The 18,837-nt window shown below is 68.0% G+C and carries 8 protein-coding genes, 3 tRNA genes and 1 rRNA gene (1 of these 12 running past the window's edge); 6 read left to right on the top strand and 6 right to left on the bottom strand.

The features are described from left to right. The first annotated feature begins 27 nt into the window (after nt 1–27). A complete protein-coding gene (locus tag J4G12_09125; protein ID MCE2455954.1) occupies nt 28–660 on the top strand; it encodes a non-canonical purine NTP pyrophosphatase in 633 nt (210 codons plus the stop codon). A gap of 420 nt (nt 661–1,080) precedes the next feature. Here J4G12_09125 and J4G12_09120 read toward each other — a convergent pair whose 3' ends face one another. Next, nucleotides 1,081–2,325, bottom strand: coding sequence for a hypothetical protein (locus J4G12_09120; protein MCE2455953.1), 1,245 nt, complete (start codon nt 2,323–2,325; stop codon nt 1,081–1,083). A 181-nt stretch (nt 2,326–2,506) separates the two neighbouring features. Then, complete coding sequence (locus J4G12_09115) at nt 2,507–3,646, bottom strand: hypothetical protein (protein MCE2455952.1); 1,140 nt, start codon at nt 3,644–3,646, stop codon at nt 2,507–2,509. Nucleotides 3,647–3,841: 195 nt separating this feature from the next. On the opposite strand from J4G12_09115, the gene J4G12_09110 reads away from it, so the two are divergent. Then, nucleotides 3,842–14,317, top strand: a complete 10,476-nt coding sequence (locus tag J4G12_09110) for an SDR family NAD(P)-dependent oxidoreductase (protein MCE2455951.1) — start codon at nt 3,842–3,844, stop codon at nt 14,315–14,317. Nucleotides 14,318–14,351: 34 nt separating this feature from the next. On the opposite strand, the gene J4G12_09105 is transcribed toward J4G12_09110, so the two are convergent. Then, the gene (locus tag J4G12_09105; protein ID MCE2455950.1) at nt 14,352–14,585 is read right to left on the bottom strand and encodes a hypothetical protein; all 234 of its coding nucleotides are present in this window, start codon (nt 14,583–14,585) and stop codon (nt 14,352–14,354) included. Nucleotides 14,586–14,794: 209 nt separating this feature from the next. On the opposite strand from J4G12_09105, the gene J4G12_09100 reads away from it, so the two are divergent. Beyond that, nucleotides 14,795–15,397, top strand: coding sequence for a hypothetical protein (locus tag J4G12_09100; protein ID MCE2455949.1), 603 nt, complete (start codon nt 14,795–14,797; stop codon nt 15,395–15,397). Here the strand turns inward: J4G12_09100 and J4G12_09095 are convergent. The 3 genes from J4G12_09095 to J4G12_09085 form a co-directional block, all read right to left on the bottom strand. Continuing rightward, nucleotides 15,342–16,274, bottom strand: coding sequence for an alpha/beta hydrolase (locus J4G12_09095; GenBank protein MCE2455948.1), 933 nt, complete (start codon nt 16,272–16,274; stop codon nt 15,342–15,344). The genes J4G12_09100 and J4G12_09095 overlap by 56 nt on opposite strands. A gap of 88 nt (nt 16,275–16,362) precedes the next feature. Continuing rightward, a complete protein-coding gene (locus J4G12_09090) occupies nt 16,363–16,590 on the bottom strand; it encodes an acyl carrier protein (protein ID MCE2455947.1) in 228 nt (75 codons plus the stop codon). A 239-nt stretch (nt 16,591–16,829) separates the two neighbouring features. Next, a tRNA-Pro gene (locus J4G12_09085) sits at nt 16,830–16,903 on the bottom strand. Nucleotides 16,904–17,303: 400 nt separating this feature from the next. Here J4G12_09085 and J4G12_09080 point away from each other — a divergent pair. The 3 genes from J4G12_09080 to J4G12_09070 all read left to right on the top strand — a co-directional run. After that, nucleotides 17,304–17,378: transfer RNA gene (locus tag J4G12_09080), tRNA-Arg, on the top strand. A 230-nt stretch (nt 17,379–17,608) separates the two neighbouring features. Next, nucleotides 17,609–17,682, top strand: a tRNA-His gene (locus tag J4G12_09075). 301 nt (nt 17,683–17,983) lie between these two features. Continuing rightward, nucleotides 17,984–18,837 (top strand): 16S ribosomal RNA (locus tag J4G12_09070); it runs 672 nt beyond the window's last position.

Genomic DNA, 18,837 nt, shown 5'->3' with positions numbered 1-18,837 from the left:
GTCCACAAGCTCGCCGAGATCGGACGCATGATCGGGGCGGAGGGCGCGGCGCCGGTTCCCGGCCTGGAGATTGTCGGGCTCGACGAAGTCGGGATCGACGAGAGTCCGGACGAAGACGGGATCGAATCCTTCGACACCTTCGCCGAAAACGCGCTGGCCAAGGCGTCCCACTTCTTTGTCCTGAGCGGACTTCCCACGCTCGCCGACGACTCGGGGCTGGTCGTTGACGCCCTGGGCGGAATGCCGGGCGTGCGCTCGAAGCGTTTCGCGCCGGTCGGGTCGAGGTCGCAGGACGAGGCCAACAACCGGCACCTGCTCCGCTCGCTCGAAGGGGTACCGCCAGCCGAACGGAGCGCCCGCTACGTCTGTGTGCTCGCACTGGTGGGAGCGGGACCCGAGCCGCTGCTGGCGAGGGGCGCCGTGGAGGGGCGGATACTCGAAACGCCGCGGGGAAGGGGCGGGTTCGGCTACGACCCGCTCTTTGTCGAACTCGAGACCGGGATGGGGTTCGCCGAGATCGCACCGGTGGAGAAGGATCGGCTGAGCCATCGCGGCAGGGCGATCAGGAAGCTGGGGCGGGAGCTGGGAGAACGTCTACCTAGCTTGAACGGCTTCTGGCCTCCACGGTCACCGAACAAGACCGGAAATCCCTTGGCGTGAACCGGTCCCGGGCTCGTAGCACGGGTACCGAAGTCGCTTGGCACGGGCGGGAGGTGTGAGTTCAGCGGGGAGCATGAGGCGAAGATCCGCTACCTGCACGCCAGGATCGGGAGCTGACGGTCGAGCGGGACGTTTTCGGCGCGGATTGAGGCGCTGAGCGGTGCGGACCGGATGCGGATGATCGAGCCGAACGGACCGCTGACGGATCCCGAGGTTTCGGCGAAGGCGACGGGGGGGCGGCGGCATCGGCCTGCTTACTCCCGGCCCAGTCCACTTCGCCTGGGCCCCCGAGGTGATCGAGCACCGGCAAGATTCTCCGAGGAGGTCTGGATCAACCCGCCACTGCTCGTCAGCGCAGTTGCGGGTCAACAGCGGCACACCTCGTACTTCTCCAGGATGCTCACCCGGCGAAGCCGATTCTCACCTCCTGATGGAAGCCCTCACCACGTATTGGACCTCGAACTCGTCCACGACCCAGGCGTAGATGTCGCCGTGCTGAACCCAGATCGGACCTGCTGGCTCGAACGCCAGGCGAACGGAGCCCAGGTACTCGCCGTCTTCGGAGTAACGGTCGTAGAAGGAGGGCGCGTCCTTCGGCGTGACTCTCTCGACCCAGAGTCGACCTTCGTCGTCCACTAAGAGACCCTCGAGAGCAGGCTTGACGTCCGGCATCAGGGCAGCGACCTCTTCCGCCTCCCGGCGCAGTTCCGGACGGTCTTCGACAATGCCGTCGACATGGGCCGACCGATCCTCGTTCGTGATCCGGTGCACAGGCAGCCCGGCTTCGATGACCACCAGCGTATCCCCGCCCTCGCCGGTCCGGACGATCCGGTACGACGCCGGGTGCGCGCGCCAGAATCCGCCGGAAGGGTTCACATCGATCAACTCGACTGCCTGGAAGGGAATCGGCAGGAACCCCCAGCCAGCTGGAGTGGTGTATGCGTATACCTGAAAGCTGGCTTTACCGAAGTAGACTGAATCGGTGGCCCCGCTGGACAGCTCGTAGGACTTGTAGTAGCGCCGCTCGCTCCACGAACTCAGTCCCGGCGGGGGTGGGTAGCCCGGATCGTCTTCTCCATGGGTGGTCGTCCGCCAGTACCGGTCCCGATTGTCGAACACGCCGTCCCAGATATACCCGTATGTCATGACGGGTTTGAAAAACCGGCGAACCTCGTCACCCGTGGGATTCACTCCGATGATCGTCCACTTTCTAGTGTCGTGGATCCACAGAAGGGTGTCTCCGGAGAGGATTATCCCGTTGGCGTCTCCAACCTCGCTCGGCCCCTCGCCGCGTCTCACGATCGTCCGCAGGTACTCGCCTCCGGAATCGAAAACGCGGACTTCCGCGGCCTGTTGGTCCAGCACGTAGATGGTGCCGTCGCCGGCAGCCTGAATGCCGCGGACGTCTCCGAAGATGAGGTTGAGATCGTCGCCTTCAATGCTCCCGAACTTGAGGTCCACCTGGGCTTCGGTGACCCGGGCGCCGACGGAGTCCGAAGAGGGGAGGGTGGGGTAGCGAACGAGGACGGCGCCGTTCGCAAGTGTCTCGCGAGTGGGGCCGCTGGACGGCGATTCCGTGTCGCAGGAGGTGAGTGCGCCGCTCAGCGCGAGGACGAGAAGAACGGTGCGGCAAGGTTCGTGAAGCGCTACTTCCGAACGGAACATGTGCGACCTCGCTGACCGGAGATTGGAACGACCGCCGAATCGATTCGGATACCGAAGAGTACGGTTCGAGTCTTCGGAAAGCCAGGCGTCCCCGCGCATGGGGCAGGACGGGCTGGCCGGAGCAGGTGGCGGTGTGGCGGCTTGGCGGCGTTCGGGACCCCGCTGTGAACTCGTCCTCCGGCTAACCGGAGCCGCCCGCCTCCACCAACTCGTACACGGCCACGCGCTGCTCATCGAATTCGCCTCGTTCCAGTAGGAGCACCCAGCCCGGTCCAGCGTCCAGCAGCGCAGGTCCCGCGGGGATGACGAGACGACCGGCCCACGCGCCGCTTGCTTGCAGCAGGTGGAGTTCCTGGTCCGGTGCCCGCCAACCGAAGATCGTGACCCACAAGCTGCCGTCCGGCAGCGCCATGAGTCCGGCCGCTTCGGTTTCGAAGGCGGGGAACCGCTCCGGGAGGCCGTCCCGCATGCCCGGCCAGAGCTCCCTTTCGAAGGCCTGACGCCCTCGCGGGGTGTCGAACAGGGCCAAGTAGGAGTCCATGTAGCGGTCGAGATGCTCGGCAGTTACGTCGAGGTCCGGACCGGACCACCGCGCGATGCGCGTGACGCGACCGCTCCAGTCCACATGTTCCAATTCGTAGTCGTCGCCCGACCCGTACCACAAGCCGGTACCCGTTGCCGCAAATACCATGTCCTTTCCCCACCTTCTGGGTACGGCGCCCATACCGTTATAAACGTGCTCGGTACCGGGTATTCCGGAAACCAAGGCTATTGCAGTATCGCTTCGGAGCAACTTCAGCGACCTGCTCGACCGGAAGATATCGCCCGCTGTCAAAGATTCCCATTCGAATTCCGTTTCCGGCCATGACGCAACGACCAGTTCGCCGTCGGGCGAGCACATGACCTCACTGTACGGATTGAATCCGACGGTTTTGCGCGTTTCGGTCACGTTGCCATTCGGATCGAGCTCGGTAACCGATGCCGAGCTCACGTCGAGAACCGAAATCGGGGCTTCCGGGCAGCCCCTCAACAGCCGGAGCGCTCGGGAATTTCTTTGTCGTCGGCTGCCTACTTCCAGACTGCTCGTCCACACGTGCCGACCGCCGGCATCGAACATCCGGGCCTCGTTGCTCTGCCCGTCGACGACGACCACGCTCCCGTCCTCCAGCCGGATCGCACCGGCGATTTCTCCGAACATGTGTTCCATCGGACCGTCAAGGACTCCGATGCGCACCAGGGGCTCGTCCGAAAGCGTCAGGTCGGGGCCAATTGGGTTCGCGCTCTCGACTACCGTCTGAGCCGTGAGCGTTGCGACCAGCATGGGAACATGAGCGGCTAGGATCGCGGCGGTTCGTGCGGCGCGGCTCGGAATCGGTCTAGTGTCGTTGGAGGGCGTGGACATGGGGGGGGCCGGTCGAGTTGCGCGGAAGGCGACGGGTGTCGCACCAAGTTAATGATACGGCGGGGGCGGACCGCTGACAAGTCGCCGCGACGTGGAACAGGGACGGACGCCCTGATGCTTCCCCCGCAGGAGCTCTGCGCTTCGGGAACTCCCCGGCTCCGTGAGAAGTACCTACTCGGCATGAGCCCTCCAAGGCCTCGGCTCCCCGAATCCGGAGAGCCGATCGCGATCATCGGTATGGCCTGCCGGTTCCCCGGCGCAAACGACATGGAAGCGTTCTGGCGCCTGCTGGAGGCCGGGGGACATGCCGTCACAGAGGGAACTCCGGGTTCCGGCATTGGGCGTGTGGGCGAACTCTTTCCGGACCCCGAGGTGCAAAGCGTAGCCTGCCGGTTCGGCGCCTATCTCGACGACCTGGCCCATTTCGACGCCTCCTTCTTCCGCATCTCGCCGGTCGAGGCGCAACTGCTCGATCCGCAGCAGCGCATGATGCTGGAGACGAGCTGGCGGGCGCTTGAAGACGCGGGCATCGATCCGGAGGCGCTGAAGGGCAGCCGCACCGGAGTCTATGCCGGGATCAGCAACAACGAGTACCGAGGGCTGGTCCTCGACGTTAGCGACACCTCCGAGCCTGCGGCGAGCCTCTATTCGGTTACCGGTACCTCCTTCAACACCGCCATCGGGCGTGTCGCCTATGCCCTGGGGCTGGAGGGCCCGGCCATCGCGCTGGACACCGCCTGCTCTTCGTCGCTGGTGGCCATTCACCAGGCGGTGTCGGGACTGCAGCGGGGGGATGCGGATCTGGCGCTCGCGGGTGGCGTGCACGCGATCCTCTCGGGCAGGTTGCTGGAAATGCGCGCAACCGCCGGCATGCTGTCGCCCGACGGACGCTGCGCGACCTTCGACGCCGCCGCCAACGGCTACGTTCGTGGCGAGGGGTGCGGCATCGTGATCCTGAAGCGGCTGCGCGAGGCGGAGGAGGACGGCGATCGCATCTGGGGAGTCGTTCGGGGCGCGGCGGTAAACCAGGACGGCGCCAGCCCCGGGCTGACGGTACCGAGCGGCCCGGCGCAGGAGCGGGTTATGGCGGACGCGCTTCGACGGGCCGGGCTCGAGCCTTCGGACGTCGACTACGTGGAGGCACACGGCACCGGCACCGAGGTGGGCGACCCCATCGAAGCCAACTCGACGGGTGCGGCCTACGGAGAGGGGCGCGACCACGACGACCCGCTGCTGATCGGCTCGGTCAAGACCAACATCGGCCACCTGGAGGCGGCGGCGGGGGTCGCAGGAGTGATGAAGGTGGTGCTGGCGATGCGTCACCGGACCATTCCCAGGCATCTTCACTTCCGCACCCCAAGTCCGCGGATGGACTGGTCCCGCCTGCCGCTGGCGGTGACGGCGGAGCAAACGGCATGGCCGCGAAGGACCGCCCGCCCGCCCACGGCGGGAGTGAGCGGGTTCGGCTGGTCGGGGACCAACGCGCACGTGGTGCTCGAGGGGTACGAAGCGGAAGCGGCGGCGCATCCAAGCCGCGAGTGGAGGTCGCCGCCCGGCGCCCCGGTGTCGGTGCCCGCGCCTGCGCGGACGAACGTGGCGCTCCGGCCCCGCCCCGCGCGCCTGCTTCCTCTCTCTGGCAGGTCGGAGGAGACGCTGCGCAGGCTGGCCGGGCGTTATCCGGGCTGGCTCGACGCGCGCGCGCGAGAGCTTTCGGTGGCGGAGACCCCCGGCGGCGGGCTGCTCGCGGACATGGCGTGGACCGCGGGGATCGGGCGCGCTCACTTCAGCCACAGGGCGGGGATCGTGTTCCGCGAGCCCGAATCGCTGCGCGAGGGTCTGCGGGCGCTCGCCGAGGGCGAAGCGGAGGTCCCGGTCGATCCGGTTGTCGAGACGCCGAAGGTCGCGTTCGCCTATACCGGACAGGCCAGCCAGTGGGTGGGGATGGGCAGGCAACTGTACCAGACGGAGCCAGTGGTCCGGGAGGTCCTGGACCGTTGCGAGGCGGCATACGGCGCGAAGCGGGACGCTTCCCTGCTCGATGCGATGTTCGGTGCCGGGGACGCGCCAGCGGATCTCGACCACCCGGCATGGAAGCAACCCGCAATATACGCGCTGGAGTGCGCGCTGACGGCCCTCTGGGCGAGCATCGGGATTCGGCCCGACGTGGTGATCGGCCACAGCCTGGGCGAGATCGCGGCCGCGCAGGCGGCGGACGTGTTCGGCCTGGAAGACGGTCTGCGGTTCGCGGCGGACCGAGGGACGCGCATGGCCGACCTTCCCGGCGAGGGTGCGATGGCCGCGATTTTCGCGCCGGCGACCCGTGTGGTCGATGCGGTCGCCCGGCACAACGCGACGTCGGCGGGGCCGGGCGTGAGCGTGGCCGCAGACAATGGGGCGCACCAGGCCGTGAGCGGGCCAGCAGACGACGTCGAGGCCTTGCTTCAGCGCTTTGAAGAGGAAGATGTGCGCGTGAGACGGCTGTGCAGGAGTCCCGCCTACCACAGTGCGCTGATCGAGCCCGCGCTGAACGAACTGGAAGCCTCGCTGAATGGCTTCGACATCGCCTCGCCGTCGGTCGATTTCGTCAGCACGCTGACCGGCCGCGCGATCGGCCCGGGCGAACTGCTCGACGGCGACTACTGGCGACGTCAGGCGCGCCGCCCGGTGGCCTTCCGACGCGCGGTCGAGACCCTCGCCGAGAGCGGTGTGAATGTGGTGATCGAGATCGGTCCGCACTCCGTGCTGGGGCCCATGGTGGGTCTTGCCTGGCCCGACGCGGGAATCCCCGCCGGACCGCCGGTCGCGATTCCGAGCCTGCTGAGACCGGGCCGCCACGTGTCGGAAGGCGAGGCGGCGGACGCGTTCGTCGCAGCGGCCGGGCGGGCGTACCGGCTCGGGCTTCCGGTCTTCTTCCCAGGGCTCTTCGCCGGGGAATCCCGCCGCCGCATCGCACTGCCGGGCTATCCGTTCCAGCGGGAGCGACACTGGGTCAAGGCCGCCAGGCGGCGCAGGGCCGGTGCGGATCATCCGCTGCTGGGCACCCGCCATGAATCCGCCAGCGGAGAGATCACCTTCGAGACCGAGCTCCTGCCATCGGACCCGGAATGGCTGACCGATCACCGCGTGTTCGACCGCCTTGTCGCGCCCGGCGCACTCTATGGCGCCATGGCGGTGTCGGCGTGCCTGGCCGAGGGAGAGGGAGCGCAGGCTCTGGAGGACATGCAGCTGCAGAGTCCGCTGATCTTCGAGGACGACGACGCCGAGACCCGGCCCGGCGGGAACGGCCGCAAGATGCAGGTGCTGTTCGACGCCTCCGAGGACGGAACATCGCGCCGGGTACGCATCCTCAGCCGAAGCGACGGCGCCGCGGAATGGACCCTGCACGCCGAGGGCCGGACGGCTCCCGGTGCTTCCGCACGCGGGGAGGAGGCTGATGTTCGGGTGGACGTGGAACGCCTGAAAGGGGGACTGGAGTCCCAGGATGTCCGGGCCTTCTACCGCGCCAGGGCCGGCGTGGGCATCGATCTCGGCCCCTCGTTCCGGACGCTGGCCGAGGTCTGGTCGCGGCCCGGCGAGGCCGTCGCCGAGGTGGTCGTTCCCGAGGGTCTCGATGGCAGTGGCTTGGAGGTCCACCCGCTGCTCCTCGACGGGTGCTTCCAGGTCATGTCAGCAGCGCGCGGGCCGGCCGGCACCGAAGGGGGAACCACCTATCTGCCCTTCGGGTGGGACCGGCTGTGGTTGTCGGCTCGTCTTCCCGAGCGCGTCATCTGCCACGCCCGCTTGCGTGAGGATCCGCAGGGCCGGGATGCGACGGACGACGCGGATGCGGACGTGGACGACGCGGCCGAGGTGTTCGCCGGCGACTTGCGCATCTACGACCGTAGCGGGTTTTTGCTGGGTGGCCTTACCGGCTACACGATCAAGAAGGCGACCAGGGCTACGCTTCTCTCCGCTGTTGAAGGCCTGAACGAGCTGCTCTACGAGGTTGCGTGGCGGGATCGCCCGCTTCCTCCGGGGATGGCCGACGCAGCGTTTCTTACCGACCCGGCGGCCGTCGCGGGTGGGACCAGGCTGTTCACGGGATACCTGTCGGACGAAGGGGTCGGCGCCGAGGACCGGGATGCGCTCCTCGACGACCTGGAACGGGTATCGCGCGCCTATGCCCTGCTGGCGCTGGACCGCCTGGGATGGGAGCGCAAGGCCGGCGCGGTGGTGCGGACGACCGAGTTGCGAGGGCTCCTCCAGGTACGGGACGAGCACACTCGGCTCTTCCGCCGGATGCTCGAGATGCTGGCCCGGTCGGGGATGCTCGAAGAAACCGAAGACGGTTTCATCGTGATCGTCTCGTCGGGCGAACCGCTGCCCCCCGGGATGCCTGCGGATGCGGATGCGTACGCCGCTCGGATGGCGGAACGGTATGCGCACGGCTCGAACGAAATCGGGCTCTTCCGGAGGAGCGGTGACGCCCTCGCCGAGGTGCTTCGCGGTCGCGAGGACCCGCTGTCGCTGTTGTTCAGCAGCGGTGAGCCGACTGCGGCCGACCTCTATCTGAAGGCGCCGGTGGCGCGCGCGGCCAACCGCATGCTGGCCGACGCTATCCGCTCTCTCCTCGCCGAGTCGGCCCCGGGGCGGCGACTGCGGGTCATCGAGGTGGGCGCGGGGACGGGATCGGCGACCGCTTCCGTATTGCCCGAGCTGCCGGCCGGCCGGTTTGAGTACGTCTACACAGACATCTCGGCCGGTTTCTTCGCGGAGGCGGAGGCGCGCTTCGCGGACAGCGGGGCACTGATCGACTACCGGGTGCTCGACATCGAAAAGGACCCGGTGGAGCAGGGCTTCGACGCCCACGGCTACGACCTGCTTGTCGCCTCCAATGTCCTCCACGCGACGCGCTTTCTGGACGAGACCCTCGCCCACTGCCGCGATCTGCTCGCCCCCTCCGGGCAACTGGTGGCGCTCGAGAACCTGCGCGGACAGGGCTGGTTGGACCTGACATTTGGTCAACTGGACGGGTGGTGGCGCTTCGCCGACCGCTATCGCCCTCACCACGCGCTCGCCGGTCCGGCGGTCTGGCTGCAGGTCCTCGAGGACGCCGACTTCGGCGAGGTCGAGGTGCTGGGCGTGGACGCGTCCGATCCCAACGCGAATCCCGACCGGGGCGTGATTGTCGCGCGTGGCCCGGTGGAGGTGGCCGAGGCTCCCGGCGTCTGGATCGTCGCCGGGGACGAAGGCGGCGTGGCGAAAGAGCTGGCCCGAAAGCTCGCGACGCGCAACCAAACGGTGGTGCTGGCGGGGCATGATCCCACGCGCAGCGGCATGGAAGCGACGCCGGAGGACGGAGACCGGACGGACGCGGCGCCCGTCCGGGAAGGCGGCGCCCGCGACGGCGGCCCCCGCGTGGTCGGCGCAACCCTCGACATGGAGCGGCGCGAGGATTGGGAGGCTTTGGTCAACGGCCTTCCGGACGCGACGCCGCTCGCCGGTATCGCGCACCTCGTGGCGCTGGACGGTTACGGCCCCGGCGCGACCGCCGCACAGATGTCGGGTGATGCGAGGCGCGCGACTTCCACCGCCTTGGCACTGGTCCAGGGCGCGGCGGACTCCGATGCGGCACCCGCGAACGGGCTCTGGCTGGTGACCCGCGGCGGCCAGGTGTTGGAACGCGAGCGCGAGGGCCAGCTCTCGGGTGCGCTCCTTTGGGGCTTCGGCAAGGTGGTGGCCAGGGAGGCCCCCGACCTGCGTCCGCGCATGCTCGATCTGGATCCGGAGGCGCCCGTTTCCGTGTCCGACATGGCCGACGAGCTCCTCCACCCCGAGGCCGAGAACCACATCGCCTATCGCGCCGGCCTGCGCCGCGTCGCGCGCCTGGTGCGGGCCGGCACGGGGACGGAACGGCTGGCCGTACCGGACGGGACCGACTGGCAGCTCGAACCCGATTCCGCAGGCGCCCTCGAACGCATGAGCGTGGCTCTCCTGCCGCCACGTGCGCTCGGGCCGCGCGACGTGCGCATCGCCGTCGAGGCCACCGGGCTCAATTTCTGGGATGTCTTCCGTTCGATCGGCTTCATCGACGAGGGGCTTCTCGGAGGTGAGATGTGCGGGCGCGTCCTCGAGGTGGGTCCCGGCGTGTCCGCGGTGTCCGTCGGCGACCGCATCGTCGGTCTGGCGTTCGGCACCTTCGGTCCCGAAGCGGTCACCCGCGAGGAGATGGTGTGCCCGGCCCCGACAAACGCGCCCGCAACCGCGCTCGCCACGCTCCCGACGGCGTTCGTTTCCGCCGACCTTTCCTATGAACTGGCTAGGCTGCAGCCCGGGGACCGCGTGCTGATTCACGCCGGCGCGGGGGGCGTGGGACTGGCGGCCATCCAACTGGCGCAGGCGCTGGGAGCGGAGGTGTTCGCCACTGCGAGCGCCCGCAAGCGCGACTATCTTCGTTCGCTGGGCGTCGAACACGTCTTCGACAGCCGCCGGACGGCGTTCGGCAAGGAGACCCTCGAGGCCACGGAGGGCGCGGGAGTCGACGTCGTGCTGAACAGCCTCACCGGTGAAGGCTTCATCGACTCCAGCCTCGCGTGTCTGGCCAACGGTGGACGCTTCATCGAGCTGGCGCGGCGCGACATCCTCAGTCCCCGGGAGATGGCTGCGGTCCGTCCCGACGTCGACTATCACATCCTCGAGCTGGACACGCTCAAGGAGCACGATCCGGGATGGCCCGGAACCTCGCTGAAGAGGGTGATGGGGCGCTTCGCCGCAGGCGGCGTCACGCCGCTCAGCCACACCCGATGGCCGCTGACCGAGGCGGAGCCGGCCATGAGGTACATGCGGGCCGCCAGGCACATCGGCAAGATCGTGTTCACGACGTCCCCCCTCGCTCGCGGACACCTGCGACCGGATCGGACATACCTGGTGACCGGAGGCCTCGGCGGGATCGGCTGCGCGGTGGCTAGGTGGCTGGCGGACCGAGGCGCCGGCGCGATCGCGCTGAACGGCCGACGGGAGCCGGACGCGGAAGCCGCCGAGACCATCGAGGCGCTCCAAGCGCGGGGCATCACGGTGCGGGCGGAGCTAGCGGACGTGAGCGATGCGGGCGCTCTGGACGAGATGCTCGCGCGGATGGAGCGGGATCTGCCTCCGCTCGGAGGTGTGATTCACAGCGTGGGCGTCCTGTCGGATCAGTCCCTCGGAAATCAGAGCTGGGACCGCTTCCGGCGGGTGCTTTGGCCCAAGGTGCTCGGCGCGTGGCACCTCCACCGCGCCACCGTGGATCAGGACCTGGACATGTTCGTCCTTTTCTCCAGCGTCGCGGGCGTGCTGGGCAACGCGGGCCAGGCCAACCACGCGGCCGCCAACGCCTTCCTGGACCAGCTCGCCGCCCATCGCCGCTCGCTGGGGCTTGCCGGGCAGTCCATAGCGTGGGGTGCCTGGGCGGGGCTGGGCGAGGCGGAGGAACAGCGCGAGCGGATCGCAAGTCAGCTGGCTGCTTCCGGAACCGGATGGATCAGCCCGCAGCAGGGCTTGCGCGCACTGGAGCGGGTCGTGCGCGACGATCCCACGACGGCGATCGTCGCGGCGGTGGACTGGGAGGTCTACGGCGATGCGGCCGAGAGTCGCTCCCCCCTGCTGGAGGACCTGCTCGCGACCGACGGTGACGGCGACGCCGATGCGTCCGATCTGGCGGACGATCTGATGGCGGCTCTGCGGGAGACGCCCCCCTCCGGACGCGAAGAGCTGCTGGTGTCGTTCCTTAAGCAGGAAGTGAAGGCGGTGCTGAGGCTGTCGGCGTCCCCGTCGTCCTCGGTCGCGTTCTTCGATCTGGGGATGGATTCGCTCATGGCGGTGGAACTGCGCAACCGCCTCAACCGGGCGTTCGCCGGGGAGTACGTCGCCCCCAACACCGTCGTGTTCGACTTTCCGGACATCGCGGAGTTGGCCGGCCACCTGGCAGTGGAGCTCGGTGCCGCGACCCCGACCGCCCAGGAGGAACCGGAGCGTGAGCCGGGACCGCGAACGCGAATCGAGAGCCGGGATGGCGCCATCGCGATCGTGGGGATGGCGTGTCGCTTCCCGGGGGCGCCCGACCTTGCCGCCTTCTGGCGCCTCCTCGAAACCGGCCGCGACCTGGTGACGGAGGGACGCCGCGACCACGGTTCCTGGGATGGCATTGCGGGGAATCCGAACGATTCGCGGGACGCGGTCCGCCGTGGCGCCTTCCTCGAGGATGTCGACAAATTCGACGCCAGATTCTTCCGTATCACGCCGATCGAGGCGCAGATGATGGATCCGCGGCAGCGGTTGCTGCTCGAGACGACCTGGCATGCCCTGGAGGACGCCGGGATCGATCCTTCGGCGCTGCGGGGCAGTTCCACAGGGGTGTACGTGGGCGTCGGCAACGGCGACTACAGGGATGTGGCCGTCGCGGCCGGCGAGGACCACGGCTACCTGGGTACGACCATAAGCGTGACCGCCGGCCGGATCGCCTTCACATTCGGCTTGAATGGGCCCGCAGTGCCGGTGGACATGGCCTGTGCCTCCTCGCTGGCAGCCGTGCATCAGGCCGTTTCCGCGCTTCGCCACGAGGAGGTGGAGCTGGCCCTGGTCGGTGGCGTGAACGCGATTCTCTCTCCCGGGATCGCAACCTTCATGCGTGAGGCCGGCATGCTCTCGAAGCGGGGACGGTGCAGCGCCTTCGACGCGGGAGCCGACGGCTTCGTGCGCGGCGAGGGATGCGGGATGGTCGTCCTGAAGCGCTTGCGCGATGCCGCAGCCGAGGGGGACCGTATCTGGGGCGCGATCCGCGGGTCGGCGGTAAACCAGAACGGGGCGAGCGCGGGGCTGACCATCCCCAATGGACCGGCACAGGAACGGGTTATCGAAGAAGCGCTCGCGCGCGCCGGAATCGCTCCGGGAGACGTGGACTACCTGGAGGCGCACGGAGCCGGTTCCGACTTGGGCGACCCGATCGAGGTACTCGCCGCCTCCGCCGTCTACGGGCGTGGAAGAGAGCCAGCGCGCCCGCTCCTGGTGGGCTCCGTCAAGACCAACCTGGGCCATCAGGAGTGCGCGGCGGGAGTGGCGAGCCTCATCAAGGCCGTCCTGGCGATGAATGCGGGACTGATTCCGAAGCATCTGCATTTCAGCGATCCCAGTCCGCACCTGGAATGGGACCAGCTCCCGATCCGGGTCGCCTCGGAGCCGATGGTCTGGCCTGCCCATCCGGATCGGCCCGCACGTGCCGGCGTCAGCGCCTTCGGTATCTCGGGGACGAACGCGCATGTGGTTGTCGAAGCGGGCGCCGTGGAGGAGAGTCCTTGCCGGGTCGCGGTCACACCTCGGGCCGCAGGTCCCGCTCGGAGGGTGCCGGCCGAGTTGCCCGGAAACGCGGTCGAGATCCCACCACCCCGTGGGGACATTGCTCGCCTTGACACGCGCGTCCTGCCCCTCTCCGGGACGTCGCCGCCGGCGTTGCGGGCACTGGCCGAGCGGTACTGGACCTGGCTGGACCAACACGAAGGGGCTTTCCCTGCGGAAGACGGCGCGGCGGCCTCCCTGCTCGGCGACATGGCTTGGACGGCCGGCGTTGGGCGCAGTCACTTCGCGCGCCGAGCAGGTGTGGTCTTCCGCGACGCCGAGTCGTTGCGGGAGGGACTGAGCGCCTTGCTCGAGGCGGACCTGGGGCCGGAACCCAAGGGGATGCCCGCGCCCCCCGCACCCCCCAGGACAGCCTTCGTGTACGCCGGCGAAGGCAGCGAGCGGATCGGAATGGGGCGGGATCTCTACGCGGCCGAGCCCGTGGTCCGCGCGCTGCTGGATCGGTGCGACGCCGTGTTCGGGGCGGAACGAGGCGGCCCCTCCCTGATCGACGTCATGTTCGGGCGAGCGGGCGCGGCCGGCAGGCTGGACGATCCCGAGGGGGCGCAGCCGGCCATCTACGCGCTTGCATGCGCGCGCACGGCGCTCTGGTCGAGCGTGGGCGTACGCCCTGCGGTGGTGGCCGGCCATGGGATCGGTGAGCTGGCCGCCGCGTGGGCCGCAGGCGTGGTCACCCTGGAGGACGGGCTGCGGATCGCCGCAGCCCGCGGCGCCGCGATGAGCCGGCCTAGGGTGCGCATGGCGGCTGCGGCCCCGGCAGGCGACCCCTCCGCTCCGGATCGGGATCCGCTGGCCGAATTGGAGGCGGCGTGCGCCGGGATGTCGTTCTCACGCCCCGAGATCGTGATGATCGGCCACGACACCGGCACCGTTCTGGCTGCGGACGCAGCGCTCGACGGCGAGTACTGGCGGCGGTGGGCGAACGCGCCGGACACGTCCCTCGGACCGGCCCTCGCGCTCGCGGGGACGCTGGCGGAACAGGATGTGGAACTCGTCTTCGAGATCGGTGCGCGGCCCGGACCCGGACCCACCCCGCTTCAGGTCTGGTCGGACGGGGGCGACCCGCCCGACCGCAGCTTCGCGGAGTCGGTGGCACGCGCGTACGAGGCGGGATTGCCGATTTCGTTCGCCGGTCTGTTCGCGGGAGAGGAGCGGCGCCGGATCTCCCTTCCCGTCTATCCGTTCCAGCGCAGAAGACACTGGTTCGGTCCGGCCGGATGAGCACCGGGGGCGCAGACACAGCTCCCTCTCCTCGCTACCAACCGGACGAGACCCCCCCGCGCCGGCTCGCTCTCGGCGTCGGCCTGCAACTCGCGGTGCTCAACATCGCCGCCGTGATGCTGATTCCCATGGTGGTCATGCGGGCCGCCGGCATGACCGACGCATACCTTTCCTGGGCCGTGCTCGCGTCGGTGGCCGTCTGCGGCGTGGCGACCATCCTGCAGGCGCTGCGCACCGGACGCATCGGGATGGGACACGTGATGGTCATGGGCACTTCCGGGGCCTTCATCCCGACCTCAATCATGGCGCTCGACCAGGGCGGCCCTCCTGGGCTCGCTGATCGCCGCCACCTGCGGCCTCTACGACCTGGAGCGCGTCACAGCGGCGCCCTGGGTCGACCTGCCGCGGATCCAGGCACCCGCTCTCGATCTCGGCTTCGGCGCGGCCTTCTGGACGCTCCTCCCCTCGTTTCTGCTGGTGGCCGTAATCGCCGGCGGTTTCACCGCCATCCTCATAACCCTTTTTCTCCGCCTCACGGACCCTCGCCCGAACCGCATCGAAACAGCCCTCGGAAGTTCGGAGCTGCCGAAGATCCGGACCTTCCTGGGCGACTTCGCCTCCCGCAGCGTATGGGGCGGGGAGATGGCCGACCGGCTCGGCTCCGTCGCCGAAGAGGCGCTGCTGTCGCTGGCGCGTGGGAGAGACTGCACGGAAGGGCGGGGCGAAGATCGCCCGCGGCTGGCGCTGGCCGCTCACGGCGAGAAAGGCGACGCCGTGCTCGAGTTCGTCGTGGCCCCCGGAGAGGAGAACCTGCAGGACCGCATCGCCATGCTCGAAGAACCCTCCGACGAAGCTTCCATGGGGCGGGAGGTGTCTCTGCGCCTGCTCCGTCATCTCTCATCGTCAGTGCGCCACCGGCAGTACCACGATACCGACGTCATCACGGTTCGCGTGGAGGCTCCGCGCGACTCGGCTGAGGGATCATCGCGGGAGCGTCGGCCGCGCAGGTCAGCTCGATCCCGGATCAACCCGCTCTCTTCGGGGCCAGCCCGCACTCGTCCAGGAAGCCGCGCATCATAGCGACGCACTCCGCTGGCTTTTCCACCTGAAGGAAGTGCGTGGTCTCGGGCACGAAGTCGTAATTCACGGTCCGGATGTGGCTGAGATCGAAGGTGGGCAAATACGCGTAGGGCAACGTGGGATCGGAGCCGATCACCTTCGTCGGGCACGGCAGATTCCCGAAGTCGACGAGGAACGCATAGGTCCTCACGTATGCGATGATCTGTGCCTCGTAGTCGCGGGGACACCGAAGCTCGAAGCCCTCTTCCCCCGAGGATTGCCGCAGAATCGTCCTGGCCATCAGGTCCGTCGCACCAGGAACGGCCCGGATGAGGAAAGGCAGGAAACTGAGGAGCTCGGTGAAGTCCTCCCGCTTCTGGAACCGGTCCGCACGGCGGCTCGCCATTCCGGCCGCCACCTCCGCGAGCGCGTCGTAGTCCGGATCCATCGGACCCGGTCTATAGAGTGGCGGATCCAGGAGAACCCATGCGGACAGCCTGTCGCAGCCGCCCGTCCCGAGCGTGGACGAGAGGAGCGCCGTCAGTGCCGAAAGCGAATGGAAGACCCCGATCGTGGGCCGTTCGCCGTACCGGCGCTCCGTCGCTTCGATGACGCGCTCCTGGTCCCGGACCAGGTTGGGGAGGTGGTGCTCCGTGCGTTCCCCGACGGCATTCCATCCGTGGTTCCTGAGATCGTAGAGCAGCACATCGAAGTCATCCGTCAGCTCCGACCAGAACGGGTAGTAGAAGTCGATGGCGAGCCCGTTTCCGTGGCCCAGCAGGAGCCGCGGGCCGGCCGGGTTCCCGTGCCTGCGCAGAATCGTGACGCTGCCGTCGCCCTGACGGACCTCGTATACGGAGCGTGGGGCGGGGATCTCCCAGTGGGCCGCACCACTCATGTCGGCGGCCGCTGCATCTCCGGACCCGTATGTTCAAACCGGCAGACGCCCGGCGGGGCGCCGCACGGGGAGTCGGGATGCGCCTGGATCAGGTCGCGGCGTCGATATGCGCGGCCAGACCCCGCAGAGATCTGAGACCCATCCATTCCTCGGGAGAGATCTCGACGGCGAATTCCTTCGTCACCAGCTTCACGAAGGCGACGCAGTCCAGAGAGGACACGCCGGCGTCGCCGAACGCCATGTCGAAGTCCGGTGCATGGCCCAGATCCAGGTGCTCGTCGATGAGTGCGCTGAGGCGGGATTCGGTTGTGGACATCTTGCTGTCTAACCTCATGTTGATGGAAGAATGAGAAGGGACGATCCGTCCCCCCCGAATCTTCTAACCCAGCCCCGCTTCGTGTCAAGGGGCGGCCATCGGGCGACAACGCGCCGAACGGGTCGCGGTACGCCACCGGTCCCAATCCGCCGGGAGGCGTTCGCCAGGGCGGCGCCCAAGCGTCGTCGCGACCGGCGTCCGCTGACGCGGGATTCGCCTCCTGCTTCGGGTAACCCCAATCGGGGCGGCCGGATTCGAACCGGCGACCTCCTGCTCCCAAAGCAGGCGCGCTACCGGGCTGCGCCACGCCCCGAAGTCGTTCCGACAAGATAGCGGAGCCACGCCGCAGGCGGAGGAATGGAGTGCTCCGGGCCGGCTCGCGGTCGCGGTCGCCGTTCTCGCTCCGGCGATTCGAGACTCGTTCATCCGCCGGAAGCAACCCGGCTCGGCTCGGCGGTCCTTGATCGAGCTGCCCCCAATTTGGCTGCCCTTTATTCAAAGGGATGCCAGGCGCCCGTCGGTGAAGGCCTCATCCGCCGACGGAACCGTGGTGTTCGCCTCGCGACGCCCTCTCATCCTTCGGGCCGCACCAACCCACCTCGGCATCCGCACCATCCGTTTCCCCGGCTCCGGCGATCCCGCTCGCGGAGTTAACTTTACCTCGAACGTCACGGCGGGGCCGGACTCGGACCTGTGCCGGCGACGCTCCCCCCGCGCCCGTAGCTCAGCCTGGATAGAGCACCGGCCTTCTAAGCCGATGGTCGTAGGTTCAAATCCTACCGGGCGCATCCCTTGGTCTCGACATCGCCGCTTAGGTGATGTGGCCGGTTGCGGATCACCGGCGTTCCATGAGCGGGTACCGTGACGGTCCGCCTGCCAGGGCACGTACGCCTCGGACCTCCGGGGCTACGCGGCGTGCCCCCTTTACACGAGCCTTCCCCTCATATACTTTTCCTGCCGCCCGGGGAATCTCCTGGACGCTGCCGGTTCGGCCCACGTCGCTCCAGCAGGCCCCACGGTGGGTGTAGCTCAGTTGGTTAGAGCGCCGGATTGTGGATCCGGAGGTCGCCGGTTCAAGTCCGGTCATCCACCCTGCCACGATCCGAAAACGTCGGGTGTTGACACGCCGCGACGAAGCTGGTAACTTGGCTGGCCGTGCACGAGATGCCTCAGGGCGCCTCGGCGCGGATCGGACCTCGCCGGGTTCATCCCGGAAGGCCGGAAACGATGATTGAAAACATGGGTTGCGAGTGTTTGAGTGGGCCCTTTCGGCGGGCACTGCGTCCCGCCGGTACCGACCTCGCGGTCGGCAAGGGTAAATAACGTAGATTCCGAACGTAGCTCGAGGCCGGAAGGCCCGAGCGCGTTTGTCAGAGCTTATCAAGCTTTATTCTCAACGGAGAGTTTGATCCTGGCTCAGGACGAACGCTGGCGGCGTGCTTAATACATGCAAGTCGAACGAGGAGCGGAGGCTTGCCTCCGCAGCCGAGTGGCGAACGGGTGAGTAACACGTGACCAACCTGTCCCGCGGAGAGGGACAACCCGGGGAAACCTGGGCTAATACCGCATGACGTCCCGGAGTCGCATGACCTCGGGACCAAAGGGAGCCTCTGCTTGCAAGCTCCCGCCACGGGAGGGGGTCGCGGCGTATCAGCTTGTTGGTGGGGTAACGGCCTACCAAGGCAACGACGCGTAGCGGATCTGAGAGGATGATCCGTCACATTGGGACTGAGATACGGCCCAGACTCCTACGGGAGGCAGCAGTAGGGAATATTGCGCAATGGGCGAAAGCCTGACGCAGCGACGCCGTGTGTGGGAGGACGCCCTTCGGGGTGTAAACCACTGTCGGAGGGGAAGAATCCCGTCGAGGTGAACAGTCTCGACGGCTGACGGTACCCTCAGCAGGAAGCGCCGGCTAACTCCGTGCCAGCAGCCGCGGTAACACGGGGGGCGCAAGCGTTGTTCGGAATTACTGGGCGTAAAGCGCGGGCAGGCGGTTCATCAAGTCGTTTGTGAAAATCCGGGGCTCAACCCCGCGAAATGCAGACGATACTGGTGGACTGGAGACCGGTAGAGGCTAGTGGAATTCCTGGTGTAGCGGTGGAATGCGTAGATATCAGGAAGAACACCTGTGGCGAAGGCGGCTAGCTGGGCCGGTTCTGACGCTGATCCGCGAAAGCGTGGGGAGCAAACAGGATTAGATACCCTGGTAGTCCACGCCGTAAACGATGGGCACTAGGTGCCGGG

It is taken from the genome of Gemmatimonadota bacterium (assembly GCA_021295815.1).
In the GTDB taxonomy this organism is placed as follows: domain Bacteria; phylum Gemmatimonadota; class Gemmatimonadetes; order Longimicrobiales; family Gaopeijiaceae; genus JAGWBQ01.
The sequence above is the reverse complement of the archived record's forward strand: the minus strand, read 5'-3'. Positions and strand labels throughout refer to the sequence as shown.

Coding starts and splice junctions, on each gene's coding strand:
- J4G12_09120 (MCE2455953.1), bottom strand. CDS start 2,325: ATGTTCCGTTCGGAAGTAGCGCTTCACGAACCTTGCCGCACCGTTCTT.
- J4G12_09095 (MCE2455948.1), bottom strand. CDS start 16,274: ATGAGTGGTGCGGCCCACTGGGAGATCCCCGCCCCACGCTCCGTATAC.
- J4G12_09110 (MCE2455951.1), top strand. CDS start 3,842: ATGCTTCCCCCGCAGGAGCTCTGCGCTTCGGGAACTCCCCGGCTCCGT.
- J4G12_09125 (MCE2455954.1), top strand. CDS start 28: ATGATCGGGGCGGAGGGCGCGGCGCCGGTTCCCGGCCTGGAGATTGTC.
- J4G12_09090 (MCE2455947.1), bottom strand. CDS start 16,590: ATGTCCACAACCGAATCCCGCCTCAGCGCACTCATCGACGAGCACCTG.
- J4G12_09115 (MCE2455952.1), bottom strand. CDS start 3,646: ATGCTGGTCGCAACGCTCACGGCTCAGACGGTAGTCGAGAGCGCGAAC.
- J4G12_09105 (MCE2455950.1), bottom strand. CDS start 14,585: ATGACCATCACGTGTCCCATCCCGATGCGTCCGGTGCGCAGCGCCTGC.